Source organism: Luteolibacter luteus, assembly GCF_012913485.1.
Classification (GTDB): Bacteria; Verrucomicrobiota; Verrucomicrobiia; order Verrucomicrobiales; family Akkermansiaceae; genus Haloferula; species Haloferula lutea.
The window spans coordinates 4,487,658-4,513,097 of the sequence record NZ_CP051774.1 but is presented as its reverse complement, the minus strand read 5'-3'; the positions used below and the strand labels follow the sequence as shown (position 1 = coordinate 4,513,097).

At 60.2% G+C, this 25,440-nt stretch carries 27 protein-coding genes; 15 read left to right on the top strand and 12 right to left on the bottom strand.

The genetic code is table 11. The features are described from left to right. Positions 1–90 precede the first annotated feature (90 nt). The 3 genes from HHL09_RS18665 (at position 91) to HHL09_RS18655 (ending at position 4,772) form a co-directional block, all read left to right on the top strand. Positions 91–2,442 carry a transglycosylase domain-containing protein gene (locus tag HHL09_RS18665; RefSeq protein WP_169456144.1) on the top strand — a complete coding sequence of 784 codons (2,352 nt, stop codon included), beginning with the start codon at positions 91–93 and terminating at the stop codon, positions 2,440–2,442. Between the two features lie 82 nt (positions 2,443–2,524). Then, positions 2,525–4,237, top strand: coding sequence for a transglycosylase domain-containing protein (locus HHL09_RS18660; protein WP_169456143.1), 1,713 nt, complete (start codon positions 2,525–2,527; stop codon positions 4,235–4,237). A 112-nt stretch (positions 4,238–4,349) separates the two neighbouring features. After that, the gene (locus tag HHL09_RS18655; protein WP_169456142.1) at positions 4,350–4,772 is read left to right on the top strand and encodes a Minf_1886 family protein; all 423 of its coding nucleotides are present in this window, start codon (positions 4,350–4,352) and stop codon (positions 4,770–4,772) included. 7 nt (positions 4,773–4,779) lie between these two features. Here the strand turns inward: HHL09_RS18655 and HHL09_RS18650 are convergent, their stop codons facing one another. Beyond that, entirely contained in the window at positions 4,780–5,676 is an 897-nt protein-coding gene (locus HHL09_RS18650) for a coiled-coil domain-containing protein (protein ID WP_169456141.1), read from the bottom strand. A 12-nt stretch (positions 5,677–5,688) separates the two neighbouring features. Next, positions 5,689–6,030 (bottom strand): hypothetical protein, encoded by a 342-nt coding sequence (locus HHL09_RS18645; RefSeq protein WP_169456140.1) that lies wholly within the window; start codon positions 6,028–6,030, stop codon positions 5,689–5,691. Between the two features lie 62 nt (positions 6,031–6,092). On the opposite strand from HHL09_RS18645, the gene HHL09_RS18640 reads away from it, so the two are divergent. The 5 genes from HHL09_RS18640 (at position 6,093) to HHL09_RS18620 (ending at position 11,372) form a co-directional block, all read left to right on the top strand. Beyond that, positions 6,093–7,442: a CCA tRNA nucleotidyltransferase gene (locus HHL09_RS18640; RefSeq protein WP_169456139.1), complete on the top strand. Its 1,350-nt coding sequence runs from the start codon at positions 6,093–6,095 to the stop codon at positions 7,440–7,442. 79 nt (positions 7,443–7,521) lie between these two features. Next, positions 7,522–7,788: a hypothetical protein gene (locus HHL09_RS18635; protein ID WP_169456138.1), complete on the top strand. Its 267-nt coding sequence runs from the start codon at positions 7,522–7,524 to the stop codon at positions 7,786–7,788. 315 nt (positions 7,789–8,103) lie between these two features. Continuing rightward, a complete protein-coding gene (locus tag HHL09_RS18630) occupies positions 8,104–9,204 on the top strand; it encodes an Lrp/AsnC family transcriptional regulator (RefSeq protein WP_169456137.1) in 1,101 nt (366 codons plus the stop codon). 207 nt (positions 9,205–9,411) lie between these two features. Next, positions 9,412–10,089, top strand: a complete 678-nt coding sequence (locus HHL09_RS18625; protein WP_169456136.1) for a response regulator transcription factor — start codon at positions 9,412–9,414, stop codon at positions 10,087–10,089. 2 nt (positions 10,090–10,091) lie between these two features. Next, on the top strand, positions 10,092–11,372 hold the full coding sequence (locus HHL09_RS18620) for a sensor histidine kinase (RefSeq protein WP_169456135.1): 1,281 nt from the start codon (positions 10,092–10,094) through the stop codon (positions 11,370–11,372). 42 nt (positions 11,373–11,414) lie between these two features. Here HHL09_RS18620 and HHL09_RS18615 read toward each other — a convergent pair whose 3' ends face one another. From HHL09_RS18615 to HHL09_RS18590, 6 genes are all read right to left on the bottom strand, one after another. Next, complete coding sequence (locus HHL09_RS18615) at positions 11,415–11,861, bottom strand: DUF4279 domain-containing protein (protein ID WP_169456134.1); 447 nt, start codon at positions 11,859–11,861, stop codon at positions 11,415–11,417. Positions 11,862–12,059: 198 nt separating this feature from the next. Continuing rightward, positions 12,060–14,585, bottom strand: a complete 2,526-nt coding sequence (locus HHL09_RS18610; RefSeq protein WP_169456133.1) for an ATP-dependent Clp protease ATP-binding subunit — start codon at positions 14,583–14,585, stop codon at positions 12,060–12,062. Further along, a complete protein-coding gene (locus HHL09_RS18605; protein ID WP_240963660.1) occupies positions 14,582–15,700 on the bottom strand; it encodes a protein arginine kinase in 1,119 nt (372 codons plus the stop codon). Before HHL09_RS18605 ends, HHL09_RS18610 begins: the two co-directional genes overlap by 4 nt. Then, on the bottom strand, positions 15,697–16,224 hold the full coding sequence (locus HHL09_RS18600; RefSeq protein ID WP_169456132.1) for a UvrB/UvrC motif-containing protein: 528 nt from the start codon (positions 16,222–16,224) through the stop codon (positions 15,697–15,699). Before HHL09_RS18600 ends, HHL09_RS18605 begins: the two co-directional genes overlap by 4 nt. Before the next feature lie 456 nt (positions 16,225–16,680). Continuing rightward, the gene (gene ilvE, locus HHL09_RS18595) at positions 16,681–17,550 is read right to left on the bottom strand and encodes a branched-chain-amino-acid transaminase (protein ID WP_169456131.1); all 870 of its coding nucleotides are present in this window, start codon (positions 17,548–17,550) and stop codon (positions 16,681–16,683) included. Between the two features lie 86 nt (positions 17,551–17,636). Continuing rightward, on the bottom strand, positions 17,637–18,236 hold the full coding sequence (locus HHL09_RS18590) for a hypothetical protein (protein ID WP_169456130.1): 600 nt from the start codon (positions 18,234–18,236) through the stop codon (positions 17,637–17,639). 36 nt (positions 18,237–18,272) lie between these two features. Here HHL09_RS18590 and HHL09_RS18585 point away from each other — a divergent pair, with 36 nt between their 5' ends. Then, a complete protein-coding gene (locus HHL09_RS18585; protein WP_277349125.1) occupies positions 18,273–18,863 on the top strand; it encodes a 5-formyltetrahydrofolate cyclo-ligase in 591 nt (196 codons plus the stop codon). 363 nt (positions 18,864–19,226) lie between these two features. Here the strand turns inward: HHL09_RS18585 and HHL09_RS18580 are convergent, their stop codons facing one another. Both HHL09_RS18580 and HHL09_RS18575 read right to left on the bottom strand, forming a co-directional pair. Then, complete coding sequence (locus tag HHL09_RS18580; RefSeq protein ID WP_169456128.1) at positions 19,227–19,910, bottom strand: phosphatase PAP2 family protein; 684 nt, start codon at positions 19,908–19,910, stop codon at positions 19,227–19,229. A 14-nt stretch (positions 19,911–19,924) separates the two neighbouring features. Beyond that, the gene (locus HHL09_RS18575; RefSeq protein WP_169456127.1) at positions 19,925–20,311 is read right to left on the bottom strand and encodes a Co(2+)/Mg(2+) efflux protein ApaG; all 387 of its coding nucleotides are present in this window, start codon (positions 20,309–20,311) and stop codon (positions 19,925–19,927) included. Positions 20,312–20,534: 223 nt separating this feature from the next. On the opposite strand from HHL09_RS18575, the gene tyrS reads away from it, so the two are divergent. The 6 genes from tyrS to HHL09_RS18545 all read left to right on the top strand — a co-directional run bounded on the left by tyrS (position 20,535) and on the right by HHL09_RS18545 (position 24,253). Further along, the gene (gene tyrS / locus HHL09_RS18570; protein ID WP_169456126.1) at positions 20,535–21,716 is read left to right on the top strand and encodes a tyrosine--tRNA ligase; all 1,182 of its coding nucleotides are present in this window, start codon (positions 20,535–20,537) and stop codon (positions 21,714–21,716) included. A gap of 16 nt (positions 21,717–21,732) precedes the next feature. Further along, positions 21,733–22,119, top strand: coding sequence for a hypothetical protein (locus tag HHL09_RS18565; protein WP_169456125.1), 387 nt, complete (start codon positions 21,733–21,735; stop codon positions 22,117–22,119). A gap of 78 nt (positions 22,120–22,197) precedes the next feature. Continuing rightward, positions 22,198–23,226: a hypothetical protein gene (locus HHL09_RS18560; protein WP_169456124.1), complete on the top strand. Its 1,029-nt coding sequence runs from the start codon at positions 22,198–22,200 to the stop codon at positions 23,224–23,226. Positions 23,227–23,267: 41 nt separating this feature from the next. Beyond that, positions 23,268–23,516: a glutaredoxin family protein gene (locus HHL09_RS18555; protein ID WP_169456123.1), complete on the top strand. Its 249-nt coding sequence runs from the start codon at positions 23,268–23,270 to the stop codon at positions 23,514–23,516. 15 nt (positions 23,517–23,531) lie between these two features. Beyond that, complete coding sequence (locus HHL09_RS18550) at positions 23,532–23,789, top strand: hypothetical protein (RefSeq protein WP_169456122.1); 258 nt, start codon at positions 23,532–23,534, stop codon at positions 23,787–23,789. Between the two features lie 56 nt (positions 23,790–23,845). Next, complete coding sequence (locus tag HHL09_RS18545; RefSeq protein ID WP_169456121.1) at positions 23,846–24,253, top strand: hypothetical protein; 408 nt, start codon at positions 23,846–23,848, stop codon at positions 24,251–24,253. 14 nt (positions 24,254–24,267) lie between these two features. Here HHL09_RS18545 and HHL09_RS18540 read toward each other — a convergent pair whose 3' ends face one another. Together HHL09_RS18540 and HHL09_RS18535 are read right to left on the bottom strand one after the other, a co-directional pair. Beyond that, positions 24,268–24,810 carry a hypothetical protein gene (locus HHL09_RS18540; protein ID WP_169456120.1) on the bottom strand — a complete coding sequence of 181 codons (543 nt, stop codon included), beginning with the start codon at positions 24,808–24,810 and terminating at the stop codon, positions 24,268–24,270. Between the two features lie 148 nt (positions 24,811–24,958). Next, positions 24,959–25,402 carry a hypothetical protein gene (locus HHL09_RS18535; RefSeq protein WP_169456119.1) on the bottom strand — a complete coding sequence of 148 codons (444 nt, stop codon included), beginning with the start codon at positions 25,400–25,402 and terminating at the stop codon, positions 24,959–24,961. Positions 25,403–25,440: the final 38 nt, after the last annotated feature.

Below are 25,440 nucleotides of genomic sequence, written 5' to 3'. Positions count from 1 at the left end.
CACGTCGAAGCGACACCATCCCGCGTCCTTGTCTGTGGCGCGATATGGCATTCGCTTCTCCGGATCATCCGCGTTAAATTCTCCAAGTCCATGCCGAAACCATCCCCGAAGGACTCCAGCAGCCCCACTGGCAAGCTTTCCGATTCCCGCTCGAACAATCGCAAGAAAGCCCCTACGTCGAAACCCGTAGGCCTCGGTTCGGTAGTCCTTTTCTGGCCGTTTCACATTTTCCACCTCTTCCTGAAGCCCTTGCCCGCCTTTTTGCGGATGCCGCTCCGGATCGGCGGAGACCTCGCCATTTCCGGTGCCTACGTGGGGCTGATCATGGCGGTTTTTTACTACATCCGCGCGAAGCCCTACGACATGGCGAAGGTGGCCGAGATGCCGCAGCGCACCATCGTCTACGACCGCCGCGGCGAAGAATTGGGCCGCATTCACGGGGAAAAGCGCGACGTCATCGATATTTCCCAGGTTTCCCCGGACTTCCTGGCGGCAATTCTCTCGCGGGAAGACGAGCGCTTCTACAATCACGGCGGGGTGGACTGGATCGGCGTCGGCCGTGCGGTGGTGGAGAACTTCAAGCGCGGCGGGATCGAGCAGGGCGCTTCAACCCTGACGATGCAGCTCGCCCGGAATAGCTTCCCGCTGAAGTCGAAGTGGCTCGATTTCTCCGGCAAGATCCAGGAACTGGACCGCAAGTTCCTGGAGGTGGCGGTGTCCTACCGGATCGAGAGCCACTACACGAAGCAGGAGATTCTCCAGCACTACGTGAACCGCATTTTCTGGGGGCACTCGATTCGCGGCATCGAAGAAGCTTCCCGCACCTACTTCGAAAAGCATGCGAAGGAGCTGACACTTTCCGAATCGGCGCTGCTTGCGGGTATTGTCCGCGGTCCGAATGCCTTCTCCCCTTTCAATGACATCGAGAAAGCGGTTCGCGAACGCAACGGAACCTTGGACCGCATGGTGGTGGCCGGGACCCTGACTCCCGACAAGGCGGAAGAAGCGAAGAAAGATCCCATCACGGTGCGCCCGGAATGGCGTCGCATTTTCCACGATAGCTACGCGATGGATGCGATCCGCCGCGAACTCGAGCGCATCCTGGAAGAAGAAAACATCGAGCTCGGGGGGCTGGAGATCACAACCACGATTGACAATCTGATCCAAAAGAAGGCGGAGGAAGCTCTCGACGCGAAGCTGCGCCAGATCGAGCGCTCACCCGGCTATCCGCACCAGACCCGAGCCCAGTGGAAGGAGCTGCCGGAAGGTCAGAAAACCCGCCCGGAATACATCCAAGGCAGCGTCGTTGCAGTTGAGAACATGTCCGGTGCGGTGCTCGCCATCGTCGGCGGACGGAATGCAGACGAATCGAAATTCAATCGCGCCTTGCAGGGTCGCCGCCAGATCGGCTCGGTCTTCAAGCCCTTCGTGTATCTCTCCGCCTTCGACCAAGGCGTGCGGCCTGATACGCTGGTGAGCGACGGCCCGATCTACAAAGGGGAAATCAAGGGCGCGGGCAACTGGCGGCCCCAGAATTCGGACGGAAAGTTCGGCGGCATGCTCCCCGCTGCAACCGGCCTGATCCGCTCCCGAAACACGATGTCGGTTCGACTGGGCAACCGCGCTGGTATCGACAAAGTCGCGGATACCGCGCTTTCCGTGGGTTTTGAAACCCCGATGCCGAAGCTGCCGACCTCCTATCTCGGAGCTTGGGAAGCCACGACTTATGAGGTCGCCTCGGCCTACACGATCTTCCCGAACGGAGGTCGCCGCTATCCGCAGCGGATCATCGACGAGATCCGGGACCGCAAGGGCAACGTCCTCTACAAGAACGACAAGATTTCTTACGAGGCGACCCGCTCGGGTTCCGCCTGGACGGTCTCGAATATCCTCCGCGAGGTCACCGAGCGAGGCACTGCGGCATCGATCAAAAGCCTCGGCTTTAACAAGCCTTGCGGTGGCAAGACCGGCACGACCAACGACTACAAGGACGCTTGGTTCGCCGGCTACACCTCCAGCATCACTTGCGCGGTATGGGTAGGTCTGGACACCCCGAAAAAGACCATCGATCGCGGCTATGGTTCGACCCTCGCCCTGCCCGTGTGGGCGGATATCATGAAGACCGCTGACAAGCTCGGGTATAAGGCGGAAGGCCTGAAATCGCAGCTTTCCTTCGTGGAGTGCCGACTCTGCCGGGAATCCGGCAAGCGTGCCACCGCAGGATGCGAAAACGCGAGCGAGGCTTACACCGACAACGTCCCGGCCGACTTGGCCCCGGCGGACAATGATCTCTGCCCGATTCATCCCGCCAAGGCGCTCGCCGTCGACGAGAGCACCGCTCATCATGATGACGAGCCATTGCGGGCCCAAGCGGTATCCGAAGACGAGGTGATCATGGAGGAGGAGGAAGCTCCCCTGAAGGCGATCCCCGTGGAAGAGTAGCCTTGGGCAATGGGTATTGACGAAGGCTTCGGGCCTTCAATTTCCAATATTCAATCGTCGGGAATCAGTCTCCAATCCGTCCGTGTCCACTTGGCGCCCTATTCGCAGAACCCCGGCTTGGCTGGCCTGGATGCCCGGCTGGCTGCGCACGGGAATACGCTGGGCCTTCTGGATGACACTGGCCATGGCACTGGTGGGCCTGATGATTTGCAGCTACTACTTTTATCAGGCGACCCGTTTTGATCTGGCGGAAGTAGGAAAGATGCCCGCCCGGACCGTCTTTCTTGACCGGAATGGCAAGGAATTGGGTGGCGGCACCGGGGCTAGCAACCGGCGGCTCGTCACTCGCCAAGACATCCCGGATTTCATGGTGAAGGCGCTCCGCGCCCGCGAGGATGCCCGCTTCTTCGAACATAGCGGGGTAGATTTCCGCGGTCTGGCCCGCGCCACCGTGCGCAACGTGAAGGACGGGGATTTCACCCAAGGTGCCTCCACGCTGAGCATGCAGCTCGCTCGAAACACCTTCGAGATCCGGGAAAAATCCATCAATCGCAAGCTGCTGGAGATCGCGCTAACCCTGCGCCTGGAATCCCGCTACACGAAGGACGAGATCCTAGCGAATTACCTGAACCGGATTTACTTCGGCTCCGGCTGCCACGGGATCGAGCAAGCGTCGCGCAGCTACTTCGGCAAGCCGACTTCCAAGCTCAATGAGGCTGAGTGCGCGATGCTGATCGGCATCATCCGCGGCCCGCACATTTTCTCCCCCTTCCGCAATCTGGAAGCAGCGAAGGAGCAGCAATCGCAGGTTCTGGCTCGGATGAAGGCCATGGACTTCGTCGATGACAAGGAGATCGACCGGATCAAGAAGATCCCCATGGTGCTGGTCCCTCAGGAGCAGAGAACCTCGGAGCGCTCCTATGCGCTCGAAGCCATCCAAAAGGAGCTCCAGCAGATCCTGGATGACGAGGACATCCGCGATGGAGGATTGACCGTCCGCACCACCCTTGATGGCGGTTGGCAATTGCGCCTTGAGACCGATCTTTCCGAGTCCCTGCGGAAAATCGAACAGTCGAAGGACTGGAAGTACCCGGTCCACGCCGATCATCAGGCCGGCAACGAGCCCGCGTATCTGCAGTGCTCCGCAGTCACCCTCGAAACGAAGACCGGGGGCATCCTCGCCCTCGTCGGCGGGCGGGATTACCTGGATTCCCGCTATGATCGCAGCAGCGGCGCACGCCGCGATCTGGGTGCCGCTTTCGAGCCATGGATCGCAGCCGCTGCTGCCGAGCGCGGGCGGTTGGTTCTCCCCGGGAAGCCCATTCAAACCGGCCGCCAGATCGGACCGAAGGAAACCATCCGCATCGCCAAGCGCTGCGGCATCACCGGACCCTTCGTGGAAACGGAGGATCTTTTCCGGGGTAGTGCCGCCTCCACTCCGCTGGAACTGGCGACCGGACTTGCCACGCTCGGCAACGAGGGCAAACGCCCCAAGCCCTTCCTGATCCAATCAATCGCCGCCCCGGATGGAAAATCCCTCTATCAGTCGAAGGTCTCGCTGACCCCCGCGATTGGGCGACAAGCGGCACGCGAAGCCGCCTCCCTGCTGGAAAACACCTCGGGCACCCGCGTGCATGGCGGCGCCACCGGGTCCGGCCGCGATGCGTGGCTCGCAAGGCTCGGCCCGAAGGGTTCGACCGCCATCTGGGTAGGCTTTGACCAGCCGCAACGGATCAGCTCCGCCGCAAAGCTGGATGAAGTGCTGGCAGACTTGGCAGGTCGCCTGGGCAACTGAAGCGGCGTAACCCTTTCCAACGTAGTTCCACGTAACGCCGCGGATCTAACGGTTATTCCGCTGCCCGCTAACAGCTTTGACTCCTGAAAAAGGTACAGGCATTTTTCCCGCGATGAAGGCCCTGCAGTTCGAGCAAGCCGTCGAAAACGTCCTCAAGCGGGACAAGCGCTACGATCCCCTCGCCTACCTTTTTCTGAAGGAAGCTCTCGATTTCACGCTCAAGCGTGCGGCCGAAGGGAACGGCGGTGAACCGCGCCATGTTTCCGGAGTCGAGCTGTGCCACGGCTTCCGCGACCTCGCGATCCAGGAGTTCGGCCCAATGGCCTCTACACTGATGCGGGAATGGGGATTGCGCGAAAGCAGCGATATCGGCGAGATGGTGTTCCATCTCATCGAGGAGCAGATGTTCGGCAAGCAGGACAGCGACACGAAGGAAGACTTCGCCAGCGCCTTCGATTTCGATGATGCCTTCATCCTTCCTTTCCAGCCGAAGCAGCGACGCGCGAATCTCCAAGGCTCGCTGACGGCGAACTGAGCGAGACTTAGTCGTTCACTTCGCCTCTCGGCTTAGTCCGTTCTTTTTGGAGCTGGGTCAGCTCACGATCGAGCTTACCCAGTTCCGCCTTCGCCTCCTTGATCAGGCGGTTGGTGCTTTGAACCGCATTGGCATCCGGCCGGCGTTGGCGGCGGAGGGATTTGAGATTCGCCTGCGCCCGGTTGAGTGCATGCGTCACCTGGGTCGTCCGTCGTTCCAGATACTTGATGCGCTCGAGCTTTACCTTGTCCTCCACGCCGGCATCGATGCTCTCCTCCATCTGTCCGAGCCGGAGACGCTCCCGTTCCAGATAGGCTTCCATCTCCGACTCCTCGAACTGGAATCTCGTGCGAAGCTCTTCCGGCAATTCATTGGCGGGAACGCGGGCGATCCCTTCATCGTATGTCACGTGAATCCCGGCAGGGGTGACTTGGGAAATGACCGCGTTTTCGATCAGCTTGCCGGCCACCACGATCTTGGGAAGAACTTCACCGGTCGCCGCCGTCCGAACCTGATCGCGATAGCTGCTGACATAATCCCTGACTTCCGCATCGATCTTTGCAGATGCTATCCGCACTCGCTCGCGAAGTCGGGCCAGCTTTTCCAGCTTCGCCTTCTTGTCCTCGTTTTTCTCAAGCAAGGCCTCGAGTTCGCTTTGGCGCCCCTTCAGCTCCAAGTGTTTCAGATAACTCTGCTTCGCGTCCGACCTCTCCGCCTCCAGCAAGGTGATCTCGCGGGATTGGGCGGCGAGCATGCTATCGACCGATTGCAAGGCCCCGCCGTATTGGGGATCGAAGGCGAACATCGAAAGGAAGATAAATCCTCCCAGCACGAAAACACCCATCACAGTACCGATCACGCCGGCACCGCGATAACTGGTCAGCAGGTCATCGAAGATTGCCATCGGATGCTTTGTTCACTTGTTTCCCAGCACGTATAGCCTCCGGTATTCCTCGAATTTGGACAGCGCCAACTTCTGGCCGGCCAGATCCTTCTTAAGGTTATCCTGCTCCGATGAAATCTTGCGATCGAGCTCGGCGGCTTCGGCCCGGGCGACATCGATCTCCCTGGTCACGTCTGGCACCGGCTCCTGAAGTTCCCGGCGGATCGCGGTGATCTCCGAATCAAGGGCAAAGATCTGACGGGATTGCTGGCTGGCCTGAGCTTGCTTCGCCGCATCGTCCCGGCACCCCGCTAGTATGGGAAAGCATATCACCGAGATCAGCGAAAGCGGGATCGAGGGATTCCTCATACGCATGAAATCATGACTCGCCCGCGCACAAGCGGTCAAGACCTCTCCCCCTCTCAAGGGCCAAAGAGATGGACGCCCGCCGTCGCCAATCCTATGGACAGGGCGTGCCTGATGCCCGCCACGCCGCCTGCAACCTCGCCCGCCGTCTGAAGAAGGCCGGGCACACCGCCTATTTCGCCGGCGGCTGCGTACGGGACGGCTTGCTGGGCAAGATCCCGAAGGACTACGACATCGCCACCTCCGCCACCCCCGCGCAGGTCACCGCGCTTTTTCCCGGCTCAAACGAAGTCGGGGCCCACTTCGGAGTGGTGATTGCAAAGGAGCAAGGTCATCACGTGGAGATCGCCACCTTCCGGACCGATGGTTCCTATCGCGATGGACGCCGTCCGGACGATGTGACTTTTTCGACTCCGGAGGAAGATTCGAAGCGCCGGGACTTCACGATCAACGGTCTTTTCGAGGATCCGGAGAGTGGCGAGGTAATCGACTTCGTCGGCGGCCGGAAAGACCTCGCGGCAGGCGTGCTCCGCGCGATCGGCAATCCCGCCGATCGCTTCAATGAGGACGCGCTGCGCCTGATGCGGGCGATCCGTTTCGCCACCACGCTCGGCTTTGAAATCGAGCCCGACACCTGGGCTGCGATCCAAGCGAACGCCGATGGCCTCCTGCGCATCTCGCCGGAGCGGATCCGCGACGAATTCTCACGCCTGATCGTGCAACCGGCGCGGGCGCGCGGGCTCGACCTGTTGGTGGACTCGGGATTGATCCAACATTTCCTGCCAGAAGTATTGCCGTTGATCGGTTGCGAACAACCGCCCGAGTGGCACCCGGAGGGGGATGTCTACGTTCACACGCGGATCATGCTGGAGATGCTGGGCCCGGAGGCTCCGCTGGAGCTTTGCCTCGCGGTGCTGCTTCACGACATCGCGAAGCCCCCGACACAAACTTTCGATGAACAGGCCGGCCGCATCCGTTTCAACGGCCACGATGCCATGGGCGCCTTGATGGCGGAGGAGATCCTGCGCCGCTTGCGCTATCCCAATCACGTGATCGAGGATGTAGCCTTCATCGTCTCGCGGCACATGCAGTTCATGAATGTGCAGCAAATGCGGACTGCGAAGCTGAAGCGCTTCATGTCCGCACCCACCTTCCCGCTGGAACTGGATCTCCACCGGGTGGACTGCGGCTCTTCGAATGGCTTCACCGACAACCTTGAATTCCTCATCGCCAAGCAAGAGGAGTTTGCAGCCCAGCCTCTGATCCCGGCGCCCTTGGTAACCGGCCACGACCTGATCCGCCTGGGCCTTGCTCCAGGTCCTCGCTTCAGCGAGATCCTCGATGCGGTGCAGACGGAACAACTGGAAGGACGCCTGGCCGACCGCGAGTCCGCGGTGGCTTGGGTGAAGGGCCTGATCTAACAGGCAATTCCGGCATTCCAATATCGGCTCCAGTTCATACTTTGATTGGGAAATCTTTTCCCTTAACTCTGGGTCCATCGTGTCCGGGAAGTCGCCATTGGTTAGAATCTGCGAGATCGTCCAAAGCGGGGCCATTGCGGGTCTCGCGGCGGTACCGATTGTCGCGGATCTGGGCGGCTTCAAAGGATCGCCGCGTCTCGTGGTGGCAGCATCGGTGCTGGCGCCTTTGGGATTGGTATCCTCGCTCTGGATCCGCCGCGCGGGTTTCTCGGAGCGTGGCTTCTGGGGAGCCATCCTCGCCATCGCCCTCTACCTCTGGGCCCTGAGCATTCCCGTGCTTTCTTGAAGTCCGTGCCTCCAAAGAAGGGGACCATTCGAATAGATTCCAAGAAGCCCGTTCCTTCGATAAAAGTCCCCCATGCCGGACTTTTCCCATCTGCTTCCCGTCCCCTTCGATGGTGCGGACTGTGACGGATCGCCTGTTATTTTTCCTGTTTTATCAGGCGGAACAGGCCGGATTTAGGAGCGGGTCCTCGCTACTTGGCGAGCCTTGAAAGAAAGCCAAAGGATTGAAGCCCAGTCTCCGCAGGCGCGATAATCGGACGAATTTCCCGCAAATTCCGCGTGGCCGGACCGTATTTCGCCACCTAGCTTTCCACCCATGCAAACCGTCCCCGTCGAGCACAGCGATCCCATCAACGCCAAAATCCTCGCGATTTCCGAGGATCTGATCGCCGGCTTCCAGCGCCAGCCCTTCCACTTGATCGCCGAGAAGAGCGGGGTGCCACTGGAGACGGTGCTGGAGCGGATCAAGGCCATGCTTGAGGCGGGGATTATCCGTCGCGTCCGCCAGACCCTGCTTTCCACCAAACTCGCTCACGGTGCGCTGGTTGCATGGCGCGTTCCGGAAGAGAAGCTGAATGCAGCCTTCGACTTCATGTCGAAGGAAGACCCCTTCTCAGGCCACGTCGTCATTCGCTCCACGGACACCGAGGTCTCCGGCTCCGGCTATCGCCTCTGGACCACTCTCAAGGTGCCGGTGGGTGAGTCCCTCGATGAGCATGCCACCGCCCTGCTCCGCCTGACCGGGGCCGAGGAATACCTGCTGATGCCTGCCAACGGCGTCTTCGCTCTCGGAGTCGGCCACGTCCGCCGCCGCACCCTGGAACCGGGTGACAAGGCCGACGAACGTGCCGAGATGATGACCACTGTGCCGGTGGAACTGACTCCGGAGGAGTGGGATACCCTCCTCATCCTCAAGGAGGAGCTCACCCCGGACGAAATCATCGCGAATCCGTGGGAGGCCCGCGCAGCCAAGCTCGGCCTGACCGTTGATCGTTTCTGCGAAATCGCGGAGACCCTGAACTCCAAGAAAGTCATCGGTCGCTTCTCCACGTTCTTGGAACACGTCAAGCCATCGTCCTCGGGCGAGCGCGTGACCCGCTTCAACGGCCTCTTCCACTGGGCAGTGCCGAAAGGCCGCGAAATCGAAGCGGGCGGCGAAGTCGGCCGTCATTTCTGCATGACCCATTGTTACTGGCGCGAAGGCGGTCCGCAGTTCGGAAACGTCAACATCATGGGCGTGGTCCACGGCACCGAGAAAGCCCGCGTGATGGAGCATAAAGCCGCCATCGATCGCCATCTGGAGGCCATCGGCATCCCCGTTTCCTACACGAACGTCTTTTGGGGCGGCCGTTCCGAGATCAAGCCTTCAGAGATCTCCCCCTTGGTCTACAAGGAATGGCACCAGAAGCACAAATGACTGAAGACTAAGCATTCATTTAAAACCGGATGCCGGGAAACGATTCACTTTTAGGCCGGGCTGGGCAACGGAAGTTGAGCTTTTTCGATCTTCCAAGGTGACTCGAATGAAAATGAGTGCTTAGTAGTGAGCGATTTGTGAATCTGTCGATTTTGTCACAAGCCCTCCGTTCCCGGCATCGGAGGGTACCCCTAAAGCTCAGCCCGCATGCAGAAAATCCTGATCGTCGAGGATGAAAGGGACATCGCGGACCTCGTGGGCTTCAATTTGGAGCGCGCGGGTTACGAGGTGCTCAAGGCGCATGACGGCATCACCGGTGCCGACATCGCCATCCATGAACGTCCCGATCTCGTCATCCTTGACCTGATGCTCCCGGGTAAAGACGGCTACGGCGTCTTCAAGGAGCTCCGCCGTGATTCCCGCAGCCGGGACATCCCTGTCATCATGCTCACCGCGCGTGCGCAAACCGAGGACCGGATCCAAGGCTTGGAAGCTGGCGCGGACGACTACCTGACCAAGCCTTTCTCCCCGAAGGAACTGATGCTCCGCGTGCAAGCGGTGCTGAAGCGCGCCGACGGCCCGCCCGGCTCGGTCGAGGTGAGCTACGGACCCTTCCGTTTCGACAAGAACTCGCTGAAGTTCTACCTCGAAGGCCACCCGGTGGAGTTGACCTCCACCGAATTCAAGTTGCTCCTTTTCCTGACCGAACGCGCCGGGAAAGCTCAGGACCGCAACGACCTGCTCCGCACCGTGTGGGGCTATAGCGACGAGGTCCATAGCCGGACCCTCGATACCCACATGAAGCGCCTGCGCCAGAAATTGGGCGAACACGCGGCGATGGTTGAAACCGTGCGTGGCATTGGATACTGCGTGTCGTCCCTCTGAGGATGACCGACCCACTTGTCATTGGACTGATTCTTGCAGCGCTCTGTGCATTCACCGCCTTGGCCGTCACGGCCATACGACTGCGCAGGGCACGAAAGGATTTCACTGAGGAAGTAGCAGCATGGAAGCTGAAGCTGGATCTCGACATGAGGAACGCCCGCAAGGAGCGCGACCAGTTGCTCGACGCACTGGGCGACGCCTTCATGCTGGTGGATGCGGATGCGCGCGTGCTGTTCGCCAACAAGGCGGCGCGCACGCTTTTCCGCGGCCGGGATCTCACCGGTCGCACCGTTCACGAAGCCTTCCTCGATCAACGTCTGGCGGCGGCACTGATGCGCTGCCTGGACACCGGCGAGCCGACCGTGACGCGGGCGGTCCTCGGCCAGCAATCCTCACCCCTCGGCGACCAAGAGCGCCGGGGAATGAATGCATGGGTCATCGATGCCGCCCGTCTCTCGGACAGCCCGGCCGACGACCCAACCACCCGAGTCGTGATTCGTGACGTGACCAGCGAGTACCAGACCGAGCAGATCCGGAAGGACTTCGTGGCAAATGCCTCCCACGAACTGCGCACCCCTCTGGCCATCATCAATGGCTACTTGGAGAACCTCATCGATGACGACCTCGTCGATGACAAGGATCTCACGCGCCGCTTCCTCAAGGTGATGCGCAAGCACACCGAGCGTATCTCCCGCATCGTGGAAGACATGCTGGTGATCTCCCGTCTGGAGTCCGGGGAAGCCGCAGCGTTGAAGGTGAAACCTTTCCGCATCCGCTCCTGCGTGAGCGATGTCCTCGAACGTCTGGAGTCCGTGATCCAAGGTCAGCAGGCGGTCATCAAGATCGACATGCCGGATGTGGATCTGACCTTGGCGGGCGACCGCTTCTATTGGACGCAGGTTCTTTTCAATCTGATCGAGAACGCGCTGAAGCAGAATCCGCGGAAAGGCCTCACGGTTTCCATCGGCTGCCATCGCGACGAACAGCTCACGCGAATTTGGGTCGCCGATGACGGGGTGGGGATTCCAAGCGCGGACCTCCCACATATTTTCCGACGCTTCTACCGCGTGGAGAAACACCACTCGCAGGAAGAGATCAAGGGAACCGGCCTGGGACTATCCATCGTGAAGCGCGCCATCGAGGCGCACGGCGGAACGATCAACGTGAGTTCGATCCCCGGCCAAGAAACCCGCTTCACCATCGAGGTTCCGAGGGACGCCGAGGCGAAGCTACAAGCCGAAGCGGACGCCAATGCTCTGCCCGAGCTGAGCAAGATGGATTGAACTTTGCGTCGCGGCCGAGGAGCATTGATGGGAAGCGCGCCTTTAGTCCTCGAAGTCTGCGACATAGACATCGAACCACAGGTCTACGCCAAGATCTGCAAGCGCCTTCATCTGCTTCGGACTAATCGTCGGGCCTCCGTGGCCGTGACGGGAATCCCAGCGCACACAGACATCCACCAGATAGCCCCGGCGATGGAGTTCCATGAACTCCTGCTCCTTTCCCGGGACTTTCTCCAGAATCCAATCGAGATGATGCCGGGCGTCTTTGCTTCCCAGTAATCCTTCGGTCCCAATCCACCAACCGCCGCGCGAATAGGTCTTACCCGGGTGACCTTCGACGGGATTACCCCGACGCTGGGTCGAGGTTGGAGAGACTCCCACGATCGCGGTCACTTCGTCCGGGTCGACATCTTCACCCATTACCCGCAGCCATGCGTGCGTGTAGGAACAAGTCGGATAGCTCTCATCGTAGGCGCTCGCTCGAGGCATCCAGCCACATGTATCGCTCCGCGTTCATCTGGACAACCCAAAGGCGGGGATCCCACACGGGCGACCCAAACGCAGGTCGGGGACCTTTGGTTGAATGGAGGGACATCACGTGCTGTTGCCTAGAGGACGTGGCGAAATCAGATCGCAAAAAAGGCGGCTCCCTTCCGGGAGCCGCCTTTGTGATTTGTTACGCGGGGATCAGACTCCTGCGTTGTCCGGCTCGGCCTTGGACTCGACTGGTTCGAAAACCAGCTCTTCCTTGCCTTCCGGGCAGACGACCTTGGCGGTATCTCCGGGCTTCACGTCGCCGCGGAGCAGGGCTTCGGCCAGCGGGTCTTCGAGGTAGCGTTCCACCGCGCGGCGCATCGGACGTGCACCGTAGGCAGGATCGTAACCCTTCTTGACCAGCAGGTCGCGGGCGCTCGACTCGAGTTGGAGCGTGATTTCCTTCTCGCGAAGGCGCTTGAGCAGCTTGTCGATCTCGAGATCCACGATCTGGTCGAGGTCCTTCTTCTCAAGCATGTGGAAGACGACGAGGTCATCGAGGCGGTTGAGGAACTCCGGTTTGAAGTAGCGCTTCGATTCTTCGAGGATCTTCTCCTTCATGCCTTCGAAGTCGGCTTCGTCGGCGGACATCGCACCGAATCCGAGCGAGGTTTGGCGCTTGATCGTCGAGGCACCCACGTTCGAGGTGAGGATGATGATCGTGTTCCGGAAGTCGATCTTGCGGCCGAGCGAGTCGGTCACCATGCCTTCCTCCAGGATCTGGAGCAGCAGGTTCATCACGTCCGGGTGAGCCTTCTCGATTTCGTCGAAGAGGACCACGGAGTAAGGCCGGCGGCGAACAGCTTCGGAAAGCTGGCCACCCTCCTCGTAGCCGACGTATCCCGGAGGCGATCCGATGAGACGGCTGGAGGTGAACTTCTCCATGTACTCCGACATGTCGATCTGGATGAGCGCGTCCGCATCACCGAACATGAATTCGGCGAGATTGCGGGCGAGGTAGGTCTTACCGACACCGGTGGGGCCGAGGAAGAGGAAGGAACCGATCGGACGGCGAGGATCCTTCAGGTCGGCACGCGAGCGGCGCAGCGCCTTCGAGATCGCCTTCACGGCCTCGTCCTGACCGATGACGCGGCCTTCCAGCTCGCTCTCCATCTTCAGGAGCTTCTCGGCTTCCTTCTCCTCCATGCGGCGGAGCGGGACGCCGGTCCACTTCGAGACCACGGCCATGATGTCTTCTTCGCCCACGTCCACGACGGTTTCTTCCGAGCGGGCACGCCAGCTCTTCAGAGTCTCATCGAGGCTCTTCTTGATCTGCTTCTCCTTATCACGGAGTGCGGCAGCCTTCTCGAAGTCCTGCTCTCCGATCGCGGAGATCTTCTCGCGGTTCACCTGTTCGATGTCCGCTTCGAGCTGCTTGATTTCCGGAGGGCGGGTCATGGTGCCGATGCGCGCACGGGCACCCGCTTCATCGAGCACGTCGATCGCCTTGTCCGGCAGATAGCGGCCCGTGAGGTAGCGCGAGGTCAGCTTCACCGAAGCCTCGACGGCTGCCGGGGTGAAGTGGGCCTTGTGGTGCGTCTCGTACTTGTCCTGCAAGCCGCGCATGATCTTGATGGCGTCTTCCACGGAGGGTTCGTCCACCTTGACCTGCTGGAAGCGACGCTCGAGAGCGGCGTCCTTTTCGATATACTTGCGGTACTCGTTCAGCGTGGTCGCGCCCACTACCTGCAGCTCGGAGCGCGAGAGCGCCGGCTTGATGATATTGGAAGCGTCCATCGCGCCTTCCGCCGAACCGGCACCCACGATGGTGTGCAGCTCGTCGATGAAAAGGATCACGTTCTTCACCTTCCGGATTTCGTCCATGACGGCCTTGATCCGCTCCTCGAACTGACCACGGTACTTCGTGCCCGCCACCATCAGTGCGAGGTCCAAGGTGATGACCTTCTTGTCCCGGAGGATTTCGGGAACGTTACCCGAAGCGATTTCCTGGGCGAGCCCTTCGACGATCGCTGTCTTGCCAACACCGGCTTCCCCGATGAGCACCGGGTTGTTCTTGGTGCGGCGGCACAGGATCTGGATCACGCGCTCGATCTCCGACTCGCGGCCGATGACCGGATCAAGATCGTTATCGCGGGCGAGCTTCGTCAGATCGCGTCCGAAGGCACGGAGGGCAGGCGTCTTGGTCTTGCCTTCCGCTTCGGTTTCTTCGCCTTCGTTGCTTTCGTCTTCGAAGTTTTCGTCCTCTTCGTCGTCGTGATCGTCTTCGTCGTCATCCGGCGTGAAGTTCGGGTCGATCTCCGCGAGGATTTCGTTCCGGGTGCGCTGGATGTCCACGTCCATGCGGCGGAGGACGCGGGCAGCGACCCCCTCGCCTTCGCGGAGCAGTCCAAGCAAAATGTGCTCGGTGCCCACGTAGGAGTGGTTCAGCGCCTTGGCTTCCTTGTTGGCAAGGGCCAAGACTTTCTTCACGCGGGGAGTGTAAGGGATGCTACCGGAGATCTTTTGACCGGTGCCGGTACCAACTTCCTTTTCGACCTCCATCCGGACACTTTCCAAGTCCAGACCCATCCGCTCCAGAACGTTGACCGCCACTCCCTGCCCCAGTTTGATGAGACCGAGAAGCAAATGCTCGGTACCCACGTAGCTGTGGTTGAAGCGGTCGGCCTCCTTCCGGGCGAGGGCCAGCACCTGTTGGGCTCTGGGTGTGAAATTGTTCATAGAATCTCGGGATCTGGGTCGTTTCCGTTCTTCTTCCTTGTAGAACGAATATCAGGGGCTTCAAGGGATTGCAACCGGGAGCGAACGATTTCCGCTCGAATGGAGTCACGTTCTTCCGGCGACAATTTCCTGCCACTGTGTAGCTGGAGGTGTGCCGGTTGAATATCCATCAACAGACCATCGCAGGTTTTCACGGTATCAGCAGGCAGGAAACCGAGGTCTCCCCCCAGCCTCAACAAAGACAAATGATTCAGAGCTTCCTTGGAATCAATGATCCATGCATGCCGTAGAACCCCGTAGGCACGACCGATCTTATCGCTCACCATTTCAGGGTCATCCTCCAGCAGCTTGTCGCGCGCGTTGCGCTCATGTGTCGCAACTTGGGAAATAACGCGCTCCAGCCTGCGTAAAATTGTCTCTTCGCTCTCCCCTAACGTGGACTGGTTGGAGATCTGGAAAAGATTGCCCAGAGACTCCGTTCCTTCCCCGTAGAGCCCGCGGACCGCCAGGCCGATCTTGTTCACGGCCTGCAGCACCTGGCCGATCTGATCGCTGAGGACCAGAGCTGGCAAATGAAGCATCGCGGAGGCACGCAGCCCCGTTCCCAGATTCGTGGGGCAAGTGGTAAGATAGCCTAACTCGTGGTCGAAGGCAATTTCCAGCGACTGCTCAAGCTCCTCATCCACCGCTGCCAGCGCATCGAAAGCGGCACGCAGGGACATGCCAGGACGAATCGACTGCATGCGCAGGTGATCCTCTTCATTCAGCATGAGGGCAATCGACTGACGGCGCTCGATGACAGCCGCGCTCCCCTCCCCGCGGGCAGCATGCTCACGGCTGATGAGATGGCGCTCCACCATCACCTGCTTCTGCACGGAGGTCAGGTCATCGAGTTCCTGCGAAAAGGCATCCTTCATGCAGGGCAGCGATTCCGCAGCCGGGCGCAGCAGACCAAGGATATGCTGGCGCTGCTCCTTCTTCGCCCAGCCGGGGAATGGCTCACCCTTCAGATTGCGGGCGAGACGAATGCGGGACGTTAGCACGATGGCATTATCCGCGCCTTCGCCGGTCATCCAGTCGGCGGGATTCTTGATCAGTGTGGAAAAGCGCATCATGGCGTTTCAGTCGTTCGGGAAGCGGCGGCACGGAGTTCAATCTGGCGGATCTCATCGCGGAGACCGGCGGCTTCCTCGTAGTTTTCCGAGGTGATCGCTTGGTCGAGTTTGCCGCGGAGTTCTTCCAACCGCTGCGTGCGCTCATGGAGTTCCATCAAGCCTGCGGGCATCTTGCCGCAGTGCTTGTTCCCCTTGTGCATGCCGCGCAGCATCTGGTTCACCTCTTCCTTGAAAGTCGTGTAGCAAGTCGCACATCCGAAGCGACGGATCCGCCGGAGGTCATCCAGCGTGAATCCGCATTGCGGGCAACGACGTCCGACACCTCCTCCGACTGGTGGAGCCACAGGTGCGACGGCCTTTCCGGGCTGCTTTCCAAGCAGCATCTCCGCCAGAGCGAAGCCGGTCGGATCCGTAACCCCCTTCTCTTTGGCGCAGTCGTCGCAAAGGGCGATTTTCTTGATTTGCCCGCCCACCAGTTGGGTGAGGTGCACCTTTGCCTTCTTGCCGCAGATGTCGCAGTCCATTGCCAAGCCAAGCTAAGAGCGCCCGTGCAGAATGCGAAAGGAAATCTCGGGCAGAAATGGTGTTTTCTGCGGTAGCTTTTGAAGCGTCCCGGCTTCTGCGGGGAAAGGCGGGGAAGATGGCCGGATCGGGACCCGTTTTGCGGGAGATCGACCAGAAAAAAGAATCCCCTTCCCCGGCCGCGCAAGCGGCCTGTTGTCCCCTGATAAAACAAGAAATTTAACAGGCTGGATCTGATCGAATAGGGGAGCCAAAAGGCTCCTTGGGGCATTGCGATGCGAAATGTTCCACGGATAAATCCTAGGACAGCCGTGAGCTGCAATCTACTGCCAGAGGTCGTGACGTTAGACGGGGACCACTGAACCCGGCGCTCTATCGCAGGGTCTTGCCCAAAAAAGGAAAAGGGCAAGCGTCGCCGCTTGCCCTCGGAGATTCGGTGGTATCGACAGGCCTAAGGCTCAGTCGATCGGAGTGCCGGTGGAGTTGGCGAGCTCGGTGAAGGCGTCGATGAAACGGCGGGTCACCGGACCCGGCTTGCCATCACCGATCTTCCGGCGGTCCAGCTCGACCACAGGGATCACCTCGGCGGCGGTGCCGGTGAGAAAGCACTCGTCAGCCACGAAGATATCGTAGCGGGTGAGCTGACGTTCCACGATCGGCACGCCAAGTTTTTCGGCGAGTTCGAAGATCACGTGGCGGGTGATGCCATCAAGCGCACCGTCATTGACCTGTGGAGTGTGCACCTTGCCATCGCGGATGATGAAGATGTTATCGCCCGTGCACTCTGCCACGTAGCCCTGCTCGTTCAGCATGATGGCTTCGAGGGCACCCGATTGGATTGCCTCCACCTTTGCCATGATGTTGTTCAAGTAATTCAGCGACTTCACCTGCGGCATGAGCGCAGCCGGAGCCGGGCGCCGGGTGGCACAGGTGATCACGGACAAGCCGTTCTCATAGTGTTCCTTCGGATAGAGGCTGATGGTCGCGGCGATGATGAACATGCTCGCGCGCTTGCAGAGATAGGGATTCAGGCCGAGGCCGCCTGCACCACGGGTCACCACCAGGCGGATGTAGCCGTTGTCGAGGCCGTTGGCGGCCACGGTTTCCACCACGTAACGGCAGACCTCTTCCTGAGTCCACGGGATGTCGAGGACGATGGCCCGGGCGGAATCGAAAAGACGGCGGATGTGCTCCTCAAGGCGGAAGACCCGCCGGCTGTAGACGCGAATGCCCTCGAAGACGCCGTCTCCATAGAGCAAGCCGTGATCGAACACGGACACCTTCGCTTCGGATTCATCCACCAATTCGCCGTCCAACCAGATTTTCATGACAAAAGAGGCGGTAGCCTAAGGCTCCACCGCCGACTGGCAAGCCCCTCGTGTGAGCGTGCGGGATACCCGGTTGCCCCGGGCTCTCAGGGCACGCCGCCCTCCCCCTCGCCAGCGCCTTTCTTGGGAGCCGCGGACTTGGAGTCGGTAACCGCATTCCAGTTCACGTTCGCGCCATCAAGGCGCTGGACTTCGGCAGCGTAGACGGCGTCGTCATTCTTCGGGTCCATTTCGGCCGAGATCTCGATGAAAATCCGGGCAAGTAGCGTGTTCTCCGCTCCTCCCTGCTTTTTCAACAACTCACTGCGGGTAAACAGGAGACGAGCCAGAACATCCGGCTTGTAATCGCCAGGCAGGACCTCCGGCAGAACGCCGCGAGAGAGCTGGAAATTCAACACCAGCGCCTTGCGATTCCGCGGCGAGAGATGCAGCGAAAGCGCCACGAGCCGGCGAGCATCGGTGAGAGAGGCCGGGCTGGCCTTCGCCTCCGCGACGCGATTCGAGGCATAACCCGCAAGGCTATTGGCATACTCCTCCCGTTCGCGGTCGAGCATCCCCAGCTCGTCACTGAACAGACCCGCACCAACCTTTGGTTCCTTCCAATCGAATTTCCCTCCGGCTTCCTGTCCGGAAACGGAAAACGGAAGAAGCAGGGCGACGAGGACAGCTTGCCAGCGCGGGATCACGACCGGTAGATTCCGGGTCCAAAGCCGCCATTGCAAGTGACAAGTCCCCGCAACGAGTCCAAGTCCGAGCTTCGCCGGGTGCTACGTGCAAATCGCCCCGGGATAGAGGCTCAGATTTCACAATCCGGAGAGATCCGCAGTCACTTGCGGGACTGGCTGGCAAGCCACCCGGCGCGAGTGATTGCAGCCTTTTCGTCGATCCCGGGCGAGGCGATGCTGCTGCCACTGATTGCTGATTTCCCGGATCGCCAGTGGGTGCTCCCACGGATCGAGGGGGAGGCGCTCATTTTCCACTTCGTCACGGCGGAGGAACTTCCGGGGATCGCATCCGGCAGCTTCGGGATTGGCGAGCCCGCGGCGAATTCTCCAGTCTGCCCGACGGAGCAGATCAACCTCTTCCTCTGTCCCGGCATGGCCTTCACGAAGTGCGGCAAGAGACTCGGCCGGGGAAAGGGCTTCTATGATCGCGCGCTCTCGGCCGCGGACAGCGAGTCGGAGCGGGTCGGCGTGTGTTTCCGGGAACAAGTGATCCCGGAACTGCCGATCGAAGTTCACGATCTACCGATGCACTTCTTGGCGACGCCCGATGGGGTAACGCCGACCAACCAAGCAGCCCTGCCGCCGTAGCGGTAGCACAGAAACAAAACGATCATCCCCCCCCGCCCAGAAGTAACCGATCGTAACGGCGAGGTGTCTTTCACCCGGAAGATCGGTGATGACCTTTCCACTGCGCGAGCAGCAGAGCAACGGAACTTCCTCTCCCACGCCAAAGCTCTCCGGGATACGCGCTCCGGAGAACTCGGCCATCGCGCCATCGGAGTTCTCATAACGATCGCAGCAAAACATCTGCCACCGTCTTCAGGCCAGACCCGGATAACCATGCCAGTCACATGGATCCAGGACCCATGACGGCTGCGCACGCATCCCTGAAACCGAGCCGTCAGAAAAACACCCCAATGGCCAATCCCAAGGCAATCGCCTAGTCCGAACTCATTTCGCCGGACTCTGGGGATCCACTTTCATGGCGAGGAGCCAGAACATCACGGCCCACGCTCCACCAAGGGCCCAGCCTGCGACCACATCGGTAGGCCAATGAACGCCGAGATAGACGCGGCTGACTCCTACCAGAATCGTGATGAGGATGGAGATCACCACGATGAAGGCTCGCACGCGCTTTCGCGGCTGGGTCCGCGCCAGCAAGATGCCAAGCGTCAGATAGACCATGGCTGCCATCATCGAGTGACCGCTGGGGAAACTCGCATTGTGCACCACGGTGTGATGCTCGACGAGATTCGGCCGCGGGCGATCAAAGCCATGCTTCAAGAGATTCATCACGAGCGTGCCGCCGAGCACGGAGGCCACCCCGAGAAGTGCCAGGCGCCACCGATCCGCGAAGAGGGCGACACCTGTCGCGACCAAGGTCACGCCGGTCAGCAGCGTGAGACCGCCCAAGGCCGTGAGATCCCGCGCCATTTCCTCGATACGATCCGAACCGATGGGATCCGAGGGATTCCCCGGTTCACGCATCATCAGCAACAGGGATTCATCGAGACGCCGCGTTTCATTTTCGCGGACTTCCAGTGCGATCTCGATGAAAAGCCCGATGCCGCCAAGCACCAGCAGCACGAGAAGAGGGACCAGGGCCCGATCCAGCCATGGGAAAGACCGCGGCATCGATCAAGGGCAGATCAGGCCCAGCCCGGGACCTTCAATTGGAATTCCGGGATGCGGGTGAACACCCAGTCCCCATCCTCCGTTTCGCCAAAGAAGGCACCCTCCGCGACGCTATCGCCGCGGGTCACGTGATAGCTATTGTAGGAGAAATGTTCACCTGGCGCGATGACCGGACTCTGCCCGACCACACCATCGCCCTCGACCACGATCACCTCGCCATCGTCCTCGCGCACGATCCACTTGCGGCCGCGGATCGTCACCTTCTCGTCGGACTCGTTCTTGATCGAGATGAAGTACACGAAGGGGTGCGGACGCTCCTGCGGGGCATCCAAGCTGGGCATATAAATGACGTCGTCCACCCGGACCGTCAGCCCCTCGAGCTTCCTCAAGAGCGGAGTCATGTCCGGATACATTGAACCCCGGCTTCCCCCTCTGCCAAGTGCCAAGGAGGTATTTTTCGCGGAGGCGAGGCGGCAGGGATAGCGCGTTTGAAATCGCATCTACAGGCCTCCGCCGTGGATATCCGCAGCCCGGAGATACGGAGGATTTTCCCTTCCCGGCAGGATCCGGGGAGGCGGCGCAGTACTTGCCACCCGCTGCGGAGCGTCCTAAGTTGCGCGCCCCGTGACTCCGGAAGAACAGCTCCAGACCCTCATCGCCGGCACCGCCAAGGTCCTCTCCGAGAAAGAACTTCTCGAGAAGCTCCGCCTCGGCCGTCCCCTCCGGATCAAACTCGGGCTCGACCCGACATCTCCCGACATCCACCTCGGGCATACCGTGGTCTTCGAGAAGATGCGCCAGTTCCAGGTGCTGGGACACCAGATCGTGATCATCATCGGGGACTTCACCGCAACGATCGGCGACCCTTCAGGCCGCTCCGCAACCCGACCTCCCCTCACCCGGGACGAAGTGCTGGTGAATGCGAAGACCTACACCGACCAGCTTTTCAAACTGCTGGACCGCGACAAGACGGAGATCGTCTACAACGGCGATTGGTTCCGCAAGATGACCTTCGAGGACGTGCTGCGCCTCAACGGCCGCGTGACCATGCAGCAGATGCTGCAGCGGGAAGATTTCAAGAACCGGATCGAGAAGGGCCAAGAAGTGCGCCTGCACGAGATCCAATACCCCATCGTCCAAGGCTGGGATTCGGTGGAAGTCCGCGCCGATGTGGAGCTGGGTGGCACCGACCAACTTTTCAACCTGCTGGTCGGCCGCGATCTCCAGAAGGAAGAGGGCATGCCCCAGCAGGTGGTCATGACCATGCCGCTGCTCGAAGGACTCGACGGAGTGAAGAAGATGTCGAAGTCCTACGGCAACTACGTGGGCGTGAGCGACGAGCCGAACGACATGTTTGGCAAGCTGATGAGCGTCTCCGACGATCTGATGGTGCGCTACTACCAGCTGTTGCTCGGTGAGACGCTTGCCGCGGACATTCATCCGATGGACGCGAAGAAGTCCCTCGCGGAAAAGATCACCACCCGTTACCACGGCGTGGAGGCCGGATCGGCTGCGCGTGCAGACTGGGATACCCGTTTCTCGAAGAAGGATCTCGCTTCGGCAGAGCTGCCCGAGCTTGCGATCGCAGAGCTTCCGGCTGACTTGAACGTGCTCTCGCTGACGGCGCATGGCTTCAAGGCCGCTTTCGGTCTGGAGAAATCGAATGGCGAGCTGCGCAAGCAGTTCATCACGACCGGCTCGGTCCAGCTCAATGGCGAGAAGCTGACTGACCCGAACGCGGCGATTTCGGTGAAAGAGGGCGATGTCTTGAAGCTTTCCAAGAAGCACGCGGTGCGCTTCGCGTGAAGTGAGGCCATTGGCGATGAATCCCCGATCCCGCAAGTTGCTCCTCTGGCTGCAGGGCGGGATCATCTTCTTCGCCACCTTGCTTTTCGGCGCCACGCTCTGGGGTTGGCAGCTTCACAAGAAGATTGAAGCCAACATCGCCGCGGGCCCCACCGCGGCGGATTTTGATGCCAAGTTCGCCACCAGACTGGGCAAGCCCTATACCAAGGAGGACCATCGCAAGCTCGTCGATATTATTGCCCTGAATGATAGCGCGCTCGAGGACCTGGGTTCAGCGATGGGCAAATTGCCGGGGGCCGTTTTCAGGCTGTCCGGCGTCATGGTTTTCCTATCCCTCTTCTCCGTCTTCCTGATTCTCCGGAGCACTTCGCCTGCTGCGGGTCTTCCCAATCGCGACGACTAGGCAATCGCCGCTTCTTCCGCGATTCTTCATGCTATAGACATCGCTATCCGCAGATGAACCGTTACAGTGCTGTTTGCCGTGAAAGCCACTCTCTTCGTGCTGCCTTGGCTCTGTTCTTCCATCCTAGCGAACCCAGAACTGCACCCTTGGGGTGATGGTCCGGCGCCCGCGCCCGAGACGGCCTTGGCCACGCTCAAGGCCGCGGAAATGCCGCCCGCAGCTGCTACGGTCCGCACGCGTGAAGGAGCCCTCGTGTTTCACGGGAATCTCCTGAAGGACGGCAAGCGCCGGGCTCTCATCGCCACGGATCGTGCGACACTGGCCAGCATGGAAGCGGGACAATGGATTCTCAGCCAAACCTTGGAGATCGCACCAGCCTGGATTCCGGAAGGGAAAACATCCTGGGAGGCGGGCTACTATGGCATCAATCCTCCGGCAACCCCCTTCACACTCCGGGATCTCGATGGGGACGGGAACTTGGACCTGCTCATCGCCTTTGATCATGGAGGCGAATCGCTTGGCTATCGCATCGCGATGAATCGCGGTGGCCGCTTCGAACTGCTCGATCTCATCTCGGACCAATGGCCGCCGGAATTCAGATCCGGGCTGCTACGCGTTTATTCCAGCAATTCACGCGGTCTGGCACTTTGGACGATTGAGCACTATTACACGTGGAGACAAGGCAAGCAGGAGCCCGTCTTCGCCTTGCTGGAGGATGCACGGATCATGGAGAAACCGCGCTGGATCCTGGCCCGGTATCGCGAGGGCAAGCTTTCCGACATGGCTTTTGAAATCGCGGCACCATGCGGCGAAGACTTGGCATGGAGGATTCGCCAAGGGAAATGGAACGAAGGAACCGAACTGGCCGCACCCAAAGATTTCGCGCGTCTCCGCTTCAAGCAACCGGATGAAGGCGGGCAAAAGAACGGAGCCTACTTTGGTCAGTTCGGCTATGTTTTCCGAAAGCTGTCGGGAGCCAGCGATGCATCGCTGTTTGTCACCCATCCAGCGAACCTGCAGGAATTCCACCGGTCGAAACTTCGCGACGCGCCTGTGGTGGAAGGGATCCCTGAAGCGCTCAAAATGTTCGGTCCGGACTTGGAGTAAGATTGGACGGCCACGCCTCTTTGGCCGAAGCTCCTCCCCACATGTCCAATCTACCCATTCTCTACATCAAGCCCGGCTGTCCCTGGTGCGATGACGTCGTCGATTTCCTCAAGAAGAAGAAGGTTTCGGTGAAGCACGTGGTCGTTTCCGGGAATCCGGCTGCGATGAAGGAGATGGTGGATCTTTCCGGCCAGACGAAGGCCCCGACGATGGACTGGCATGGTGAGGTGCTGGCGGACTTCGGCGTCGAGGAACTGGTGCCTTTCCTTGAAGAGCGGAATGTGATCTGAAGGAGGCTCTTCTCCATGAGCCTCCCTACCCTCTTTCACTGCGCGGCTTCCGGCCTCCTGCTTTCCCTGGCGACTTCCTGCCAGCCTACCAATGGCCTGGATCCGCTGGATCATGGCGGTCCGCCTGCGGTCACTATCGCCAAGGTCCCGAGCCTCAATCCCCAAGATGAGGATCGCCTCCTTCACGAGCATACGGTCCAGCGTGCCCATGAATCGCCGCATGGAACCGCGATGGGAAGCCAAGCCGGCACCACAGTGACAGCCGAGTGGTAAGGTCTCCTCAGCTTGGCGTGATGCGGCATTTCAAAAGATTGCGGTATTTGTTCGTGATGGCCGCCATCACGGGTCCGCTGCTGTTTTTCACCGGTTTCCTTTTGTTGGCCACCGGCCACGATCCTTGGGCACCGCTGCCGGTCGTGCTTGGCGGTGTGCTGGCACTCTGCTTTCCCATTCTCGAGATCATCGGTGCCAAACCACCAAAGTCGGAACGAGGAGTTCGACTCTGGGGCAGGATACTCGCCTTCGGCCTGACAAGCTTCTGGATCCTTCAGATCCCGGAAGCGGGAGCCTTGATCGACCGCGTGTTAGGAGGAGCGCTCTGGGATTGGAAAATCATTACTGCCGCCAGCCTGTGGACACTTCTGGCGATTCACTCGAATCTTCATGCGGTCTCACGGATGACCGACGAAATGATCTATCGTCATCTGGCGAAGGGGCAGGCGCCTGATCAAGAATAGGCGGACCGAGGCCCTCAATCTCCCTTGTCCAGGACATAGGCGCACATGACGCCCGCCAGGATGGCCAGACCGCAGAAGAGCGGCGCACCGAAGAGAAAGGCGGAAACGCCGGCTTGTCCGGAGACGAGGGCGCAGAAGGAGCCGGCCACATAGACCAGCAGGGGCATTCCCATGCCCCAGAAAATCGGATTCCGGCCAGAGATCAGGGACCCTAGCAGGCACACGGCGGCAGCCATCAACATCGTGCCTCCGGAGATCGTCAGGAGCTGCCCGACCCAGCCGTGTTCACTGGGGCCGAACCAATTGCCCGCAGCACCGCCGAAGATCAGAGACGCGGCGATGGCGATGATCGTGGCCACGATCCCGTCCCGGCTGCCAGTCCAGACTCCCGGTTTGCCCTCAGGCCCGTGATGACGCAGACCCTTCTCCAGCTTTTCGCGGGAGCTCTCCTTCACCTCTTGTCCCGGATGGGCCACAAGGGTGCTGGTATCGCACAGGCGCGCCTCCTCACCAGAAGCGGACGGGAGATCCGAAGACAGGGGGGCATTCGTGGTCATCCTCATTCCAATCGTGCTTTTTGCCCGCGATTTTCAAAAAAAACAAACTATTTGAAACTCCCGATAGCAGGGGAAACCCGATACTTGGGAGACTACTCCATTCACCATCCCCGTACCACTTCAGGGTCGGGCTCTCCCCTATCCGTCCTCAGCTCTTGGCCGCGCGTTTGACCACGCCATCCACGAGGAAAGCGCTCATCACCCCGGCAGCGAAGGCCAGACCAAGCATCAGGGGCGCGGAGTAGAGCAGCATGGCAGCACCGTCTTTCCCATAGATAACGGCCATCAGAAGGCCGCCTGAATAGACAAGAAAAGGGATGCCCATCCCCCAACGGATGGGATTCCGGCCGAACAACAGGGATCCGGTCATGGACACTCCGGCACCCATCAACATGGACCCGGCACCCAGTTGGAGGAGGCGCACCCAGAGGCCGCCATCAGAGGCAAACCAGTTCCCGGCAGCGCCTCCGAAAAGCACCGCAGCCCCCAAGACGAAGAGCGTAGCGAACCACGGACAACTGCGCGCGAGCCACGTGGATCGCTCCATCTCAGCCACCGCTTCGCCGGTTGTAGGTTTTGATCCCCCGATCATGCCGCAGGAAAAAATCCAAATTTTCCGAAGAGAACAAG